Genomic DNA, 6,779 nt, shown 5'->3' with positions numbered 1-6,779 from the left:
CTTTTTTAACTACTTACACAGGTAGTGAGATACTACCATTAAATTTTTCCTGCAAATATTCTATCTTAATACATGCGGATTCTGCAAAATGATCTAAACAAAAACTCCACAACTATTGATTAATTGGGGAGTTTCAATATATAGACTTCAATTTTATTTCACTGCTGCAAACAACAACTCTGCTACTTTTACAGAAGATGCTGGATTCTGTCCCGTAATTAAATTACCATCTTGTAATGCATATTCAGACCAGTCAGCAGCTTTAGAATAAATACCACCATTTTCTTGTAGCATATCTTCTACGAGAAATGGTACCACGTCAGTTAATTGTACTGCTTCTTCCTCAGAATTAGTAAAACCGGTTACTTTTTTACCATTTACTAAAGGTTTTCCATCTGTTCCTTTTACACTTTTCAATACTCCTGGTGCGTGACATACAAAACCAACTGGTTTATCTTGACTATTAAATGTCTCGATCAATTTTATAGAAGTAGCGTCATTAGCTAGATCCCATAACGGACCGTGTCCACCTGGATAGAATACCGCATCGTAATCCTCAGCGTCCAAATCTGTTAATTTATGAGTCGTATGAATTCTTTCTTGAGCTTCTGCGTCTTTATCAAATCGCTTAGTGTATTCTGTTGCTGCATCTTCTGTATCACTAGAAGGATCTATAGGTGCCTGTCCTCCTTGAGGAGTTGCAAGAGTAATATCCACACCTTTATCTTTTAAAGTATAATAAGGACCTGCAAATTCTTCTACCCAAAAACCAGTCTTTTTACCTGTTTCTCCTAATTCATCATGTGATGTTAATACAAATAATACTTTCATTTTATTTTCTTTTAAATTATTATTAATCTCTATAAATGCGCTAGTTACATCTTCATTTTGTCATTACAAAGGCAAATAATAACGCACTCAATTTTTTAAATTGTTTCATTTAAAAAAGCGTAATTAATCAATCTCTGTAATTAATGTTTCTTTACTCTTTCTAACCTTCACTAGGTCGACTAGCCAGTCCTCAGATTGTTTTCTATATCCTACAGGTAGTAAAACAGAACTGCGTAATCCTTTTTCTCTTAACCCTAAAATTTCATCAACTTCTTTTGCATCAAACCCTTCCATTGGTGTTGCGTCAACCTCTTCAAAAGCAGCAGCGATCATAGCGTGTGTAAAAGCGATATAAGCCTGTTTAGAGGCATGTTCAAAGCTCACTTCCTTATCCTGCTGTGGATACATTCCTAGAAGTTTCTGACGATATGCTTCCCAACCTTCATTTTTAAAACCGCGTACTTCATTTACTAAATCAAAAGCTTCATTAATACGCTTTTCTGTATAGGTATCCCATGCAGCAAAAACTAATAAATGAGAGCAATCTGTTACAGTAGATTGATTCCAGGCAACTGGTCTAATTTTTTCTTTAACTTCTTGATTTGTGATAACAAAGATTTCAAACGGCTGTAAACCACTTGAAGTAGCCGCTAGCCTTGCCGCCTCAAGGATTCTATCTATTTTTTCTTGTGGTACTTTTTCACCGTTCATTGCTTTTGCAGCATAACGCCAGTTCAATCTTTCTAATAAATCCATGCAATTCTATTTTTATTTCTTGTTTTCGTTCAGTACATTAATCCATTCATCCAGAGTTTCTTTTAAATGAATGATATCAGACAATGCTATATTACTATTTATTAGTACCTGCAATAATTTTTCAGGCACTTTATTAGCTTCGTTTTTAAGCTCTAATCCTTTTTTTGTTAATGATATAAGTATACTACGCTCATCTTTACAACACTTGTTGCGCTCAATAAGCTGTGATTTTTCCATACGCTTTAATAAGGGAGAAACCGTATTGGTATTAAGAAGTAATTTGTCTGTTATTTCACTTATTGCAATAGCATCTGTTTCCCAAAGAATGAGCAACACTAGATATTGAGGATAGGTAATACCCATTTTATCTAGGTAAGGTTTATAAGCCTTAGTCATCAATCGAGAAGCAGAATAAAGAGGAAAACAAACTTGGCTTTCCAGTTTTAATTGGTTCTCTTTCGGGAAATGTTTATTTATATCGTGCACGATACAAATGTAGGATGATAAAAAATTATTTATGTTTAAGAAATGTGAAAGTTTACCTATTGAATTGAATTGGAGTGTTCCGCTTTCGCGAAAGCGAAAATCATATTCAAAAATCAAATCAATTGGTTATTAAGTAGTTTTTAACGCAACCATCAACTTAATTTTGAATCTAAGTTGAAAACAAGAATGAAATTTTTATTTGTATTAATTGCTGTACTACTAGGTAACCCCTATAGATGATCTTCACAAAACAAGAGCAATAGATGGCGATTAGGCTTGCATATAAGTTTAGAGAGTAACCAAAATACTTCATTTGTTCAATTCGGCTCTTTTACCTCCTATTTTGCCGATTATGATCAGTTTAACTTTAAGATAAGTGCGCAACTGGAATATCAACATACTGATAGATTTTCTGTAATCACCTCTATTAACTATGCAAATAGAGACTTTACCGGGATTAACAACTGCTCTTTATGTACATTTATTACAAACCCAAAGCCATAACTTATTGATTATAGATTTATAGAAATACCTGTAAGTCTTAGGTATTATGTGTGGCAAGGTAAAGTCAGATTGTTTGGAGAATTGGGAATTAATAATGTGATTTTAATCAGAAATGAAATAGTTGCAAATAATTACGGATTAGGCTTTAGACTGGCCACTCTGGTGTAGAGTATAATTTAAATACTAACATAGCATTACAGGCCATTGTTGATTATAGTAAAAACAACATCAATTTTTATAATAGTGAAGTTTCTGAAATAAACTTACTTTCATACGGATTAGATATCGTAAAGAGGTTTTAAAGTAGTATCACAGTGATTACATCCATTTTTCATTGCTGTAAATTACCTCATTATTTACAGAAGTAATCAATTCATTCAGTTCGTCTACTTTTAAATAACGCAATCCTCTTGATCCTGCAGCGGTGTGTAATTTAAAATGAGCTTCTCTCCTACGCTTTAAAAAAACACTGCGCCACTTTTCTACTGCTTGGGTTTTAAATATAGGTGAAATGATAGTTTGCGGAAATAACCATCCTTTTCTAAAAACTACAAAATCATCATCCTTTATTACTTTACTATGTTTACCGTACATAAAAGCCATAAAAATCAGGAATATAAATAAGATAATTAAAGGTGCTATACCTAGATATAGTTCAAAATAAATACCTACAGCAAGTAATGGAAAGAAGAATACAGAAAGAATATAAAATCTAAATCGTGCATGAGAATATGGGTTGCACTTTAATTCCTGCTGTGTTTTCTCTATGGATTGCTTGAAAATTAAATGTTGTAACATTTTTCTATGTACTTCTTTACAAGCTGGTACAGAAACACTTCCTAACTTATTATCTGTGGATTGCGCCTGATAGATTTGAGCGGTTTGAAAGCCTAGTAACTTCCTTAACGGATTAGAATGGAACTCAAGAATTTGAACTTTACTTAAAGGTATCTTAATCTCTTTTTTATTAAACAAACCCATTTGAACCTCTAGATCGGTTCCTTTTTTTACAATGCTAAAGCCCCAAAATTTATTAAAGGCTAATGCAACACTTATAATGACAGAGAAAAACATGAAGACAACAATGGCTATTAACGCTATACTTAATGATGTTCCTGAGATAACATTTTCCCATGAAAACTGTTCCACCCATTCACTAAAATACTCTTCTACAATATCATTTACTTTATACCAACTCCCAAAAGCAACACCTATGGCAAGTCCACCGCTTCTTAAATGGTTTTGAGTTAGACCGACTTTTAGTATGTCTAAGATTCCCAATCTAAGAATTAGAGTTTCAGTAGTGTCTTTTTTAATTCCATTTGATCTAATTTTTTCTTGTACAATATAACCGGCTTCATCATTCTCAGTTATCCGTTCACTTTGATTAGTGATTGCAGAATCATCAATATCTGAAGTGATAGGGGCAATTTCTTCTATAATTTCTTCTTTACGTTCTTGAAGTACATCTTTAAATTGACTGGCAAAAAATCTATCTAGACCAGGAATTTCTAATTCTTTTGCCTTGGATCCTGCGGTTTCTACTTCTAACGAAACGATTCCCAAAATACGCTGCACAACACTTTGATTGATATTGATAGACTGAATACGATCTAACGGAATAGATTTGCGCTCTTTTTGCAAAAGTCCTTTTTGAATGATTAACTCATCTTCTTCAATATGAAAAGTGAAATAGATGTATTTAAGAACTGGTGATATTAAAGAAATGACAGCTATAAATGTTATAAATGCCGTCATGTACCATCCGTAATTCCCCATAGAGTTACTACCTATTGCAGCAAATAAAAAATAAAGCAGCAAACTCTTGATACTTTTCAAAAGGTAAAAGATGATAATCTTCTTACTTTGACGTTGTGGTGTCGATAAATCAAGCATAGGTGGAAAGTTTTCCAGAAATGTATTCCTTTAACTTTGCTGCATCTGCAGGATCTAGACCACTGATGCTTAAATCGCTAGCACTACCACCAGCAGTAAAGATGTCTAATTCACACAGTTTAAAAAGCCTATCTACTGGACCGTGATTGATCTCTGTATGTTGTATTCTATTAAAAGGAACCGTAATCTGACTGTGAAACAACCATCCTTTCCTATATGTAATATCTTGTTCTCTAAGGACATATCCTCTTACAAAGTACTCTTTATAAGAAAGAAAAATTACGGTCAGAAACAAAAGAAACCATAAACCTAAAGCCAGTTGCCATAACCATGGGACCTCTTCTACTAAGAAATAAAGCACGCCTACACCTATTAATAAAGGTATGAAAAACAACACCTTAGAAATTAACTTTTTGTTTAAAAAGCGCTTTGGGTGTTTTTGGAAATGGGTTTCTTCTATGCCTGGCAAACCAGTAGCGAGAATTTGATCGTTAGTCATCATGCTATATTAGTTGCATAAAAATAACTAATGTTCCCCTTTTTCTTATTTAAAAATCGAACTTTATGTTAATTGTAGTTATTAAGAAAAAAGATTCCCACAAAATATATCTATCGTATCCGTCTTCATTAACTAGCAATCTGATAAGGCTACATTAACTGCTAGTCCACCTTCCGAAGTTTCTTTATATTTAGTATTCATGTCTTGAGCAGTTTGCCACATAGTTTCAATCACTTTATCCAGAGGAACTTTTGCATTTTTGGCTTCATTATCAAGAGCCATTTCACAAGCGTTAATAGCTTTAATTGCTCCCATGGCGTTGCGCTCTATACAAGGAATTTGAACCAATCCGCCTATTGGGTCACAAGTTAATCCTAGATGATGTTCCATTGCGATCTCACTAGCCATAAGAACTTGTGCAGGTGATCCACCCATCAGTTCTGTCAAGGCTCCTGCTGCCATGGCGCTGCTCACTCCTATTTCTGCCTGACAACCGCCCATCGCCGCACTTATGGTAGCACCTTTTTTAAATAATGCCCCTATTTCTCCGGCAACGAGTAAAAACCTCTTTACATCTTGAAAATTTGCATCGTGATTTTCAATAGTCATGTAATACATCATTACTGCAGGTAGAACGCCAGCACTTCCATTAGTAGGCGCAGTCACTACTCTTCCTAAAGATGCATTTACTTCATTTACAGCTAGTGCAAAACAAGAAACCCATTTCAAAATTTCTCTAAACTTTACCTCTGTATTACGTATAGCTTCAATCCATTCTTCTTTATTTTCATAAGGCTTACCTTTTTGCAATCTAGCATGCGTATCAAATGCGCGTCTTCTTACTTTAAGTCCACCTGGCAAAATTCCCTCTGTATGACAACCTGTATACATAGAGTCCAACATCACATCCCAAATTTCTTTAAATTTTTGATCTATTTCTACAGGATCATGAAGGTACTCTTCGTTTTCAAGTACGACTTGTGAAACAGTTTTACCATCCCGATTACAGTAAGCAAGTAGCTCTGCTGCTTTCTCAATAGGTCTCGGGAAACACTCAAAAAGAGCCACTTGTTTTGCAGATCTTTTACGTTCTTTTTGAACAAAAAAACCACCACCAATACTGTAATAGGTTTCAAAAACTGTTTTACCATCTTCTAAAGTAGCCTTGAACCGAATTCCGTTAGGATGATATGGTAGAAAGTTACGATGAAAATGAATTTGCGTTTTAGGATCAAAGTCAATCAAATAAACGCCATCCAGTTGCAACACTTTTTGAGTTGTGATATAATCTATAATTTCAGGAATTTCTTGAATCGAGCAAGTAACAGGATCTGCATTTGTAAGTCCTAAAATACAGGCTAAATCTGTCGCATGACCTTTACCTGTTAATGAAAGTGAACCATAAAGATCTACCTCGATGGATTTTACTAAAGGCAACCTATTCTTATTTCTCAGTTTTACCAAAAAATCTCGCGCGGCACGCCATGGACCTAAAGTATGAGAACTAGAAGGTCCTACTCCTATTTTAAGCATATCAAATACGCTTATTGCTTCAATTTTTGGGGTGGTTGTAGACATAGAAATTTTAGTAATTGAGTTTCAAAAAACCAACGTCAAATATAATGGTATTTTAAAGAATATATAGTTAGGGCACATTAAAGATTATGATAATCATCATTTCAATTCTTAACCTTGTATCTGCTATCAATTGCTATTCTTCACAACTAATTTTTGTTACCATTATCTCGCTTTCGCGAAAGCGAAATTTAAATAGTCACTTTTCATGACGTGCTACATAAAATATAAA

6 protein-coding genes are annotated in these 6,779 nt (G+C 34.0%); all 6 read right to left on the bottom strand.

The genetic code is table 11. The annotated features are described in order from the left end of the window. Positions 1-153 precede the first annotated feature (153 nt). Positions 154-831 carry a type 1 glutamine amidotransferase domain-containing protein gene (locus ACTF54_RS12845; RefSeq protein ID WP_347197099.1) on the bottom strand — a complete coding sequence of 226 codons (678 nt, stop codon included), beginning with the start codon at positions 829-831 and terminating at the stop codon, positions 154-156. 123 nt (positions 832-954) lie between these two features. Beyond that, positions 955-1,587, bottom strand: a complete 633-nt coding sequence (locus tag ACTF54_RS12840) for an NAD(P)H-dependent oxidoreductase (RefSeq protein WP_347197100.1) — start codon at positions 1,585-1,587, stop codon at positions 955-957. 12 nt (positions 1,588-1,599) lie between these two features. Beyond that, positions 1,600-2,073 carry a MarR family winged helix-turn-helix transcriptional regulator gene (locus ACTF54_RS12835; RefSeq protein ID WP_347202074.1) on the bottom strand — a complete coding sequence of 158 codons (474 nt, stop codon included), beginning with the start codon at positions 2,071-2,073 and terminating at the stop codon, positions 1,600-1,602. Between the two features lie 822 nt (positions 2,074-2,895). Then, positions 2,896-4,473, bottom strand: a complete 1,578-nt coding sequence (locus ACTF54_RS12830) for a PH domain-containing protein (RefSeq protein ID WP_438969530.1) — start codon at positions 4,471-4,473, stop codon at positions 2,896-2,898. Continuing rightward, positions 4,466-4,975, bottom strand: a complete 510-nt coding sequence (locus tag ACTF54_RS12825; RefSeq protein ID WP_438969529.1) for a PH domain-containing protein — start codon at positions 4,973-4,975, stop codon at positions 4,466-4,468. The genes ACTF54_RS12830 and ACTF54_RS12825 overlap by 8 nt, the downstream gene beginning before the upstream one ends. A gap of 129 nt (positions 4,976-5,104) precedes the next feature. Further along, a complete protein-coding gene (locus ACTF54_RS12820; protein ID WP_438969528.1) occupies positions 5,105-6,550 on the bottom strand; it encodes an L-serine ammonia-lyase in 1,446 nt (481 codons plus the stop codon). Positions 6,551-6,779: the final 229 nt, after the last annotated feature.

The organism is Nonlabens sp. (assembly GCF_965657255.1).
Classification (GTDB): domain Bacteria; phylum Bacteroidota; class Bacteroidia; order Flavobacteriales; family Flavobacteriaceae; genus Nonlabens.
The sequence above is the reverse complement of the archived record's forward strand: the minus strand, read 5'-3'. Positions and strand labels throughout refer to the sequence as shown.

Excerpts from the sequence above, each read along its gene's own strand:
- ACTF54_RS12845 (WP_347197099.1), bottom strand. The coding sequence starts at position 831 with ATGAAAGTATTATTTGTATTAACATCACATGATGAATTAGGAGAAACA.
- ACTF54_RS12840 (WP_347197100.1), bottom strand. The coding sequence starts at position 1,587 with ATGGATTTATTAGAAAGATTGAACTGGCGTTATGCTGCAAAAGCAATG.
- ACTF54_RS12830 (WP_438969530.1), bottom strand. The coding sequence starts at position 4,473 with ATGCTTGATTTATCGACACCACAACGTCAAAGTAAGAAGATTATCATC.
- ACTF54_RS12825 (WP_438969529.1), bottom strand. The coding sequence starts at position 4,975 with ATGATGACTAACGATCAAATTCTCGCTACTGGTTTGCCAGGCATAGAA.
- ACTF54_RS12820 (WP_438969528.1), bottom strand. The coding sequence starts at position 6,550 with ATGTCTACAACCACCCCAAAAATTGAAGCAATAAGCGTATTTGATATG.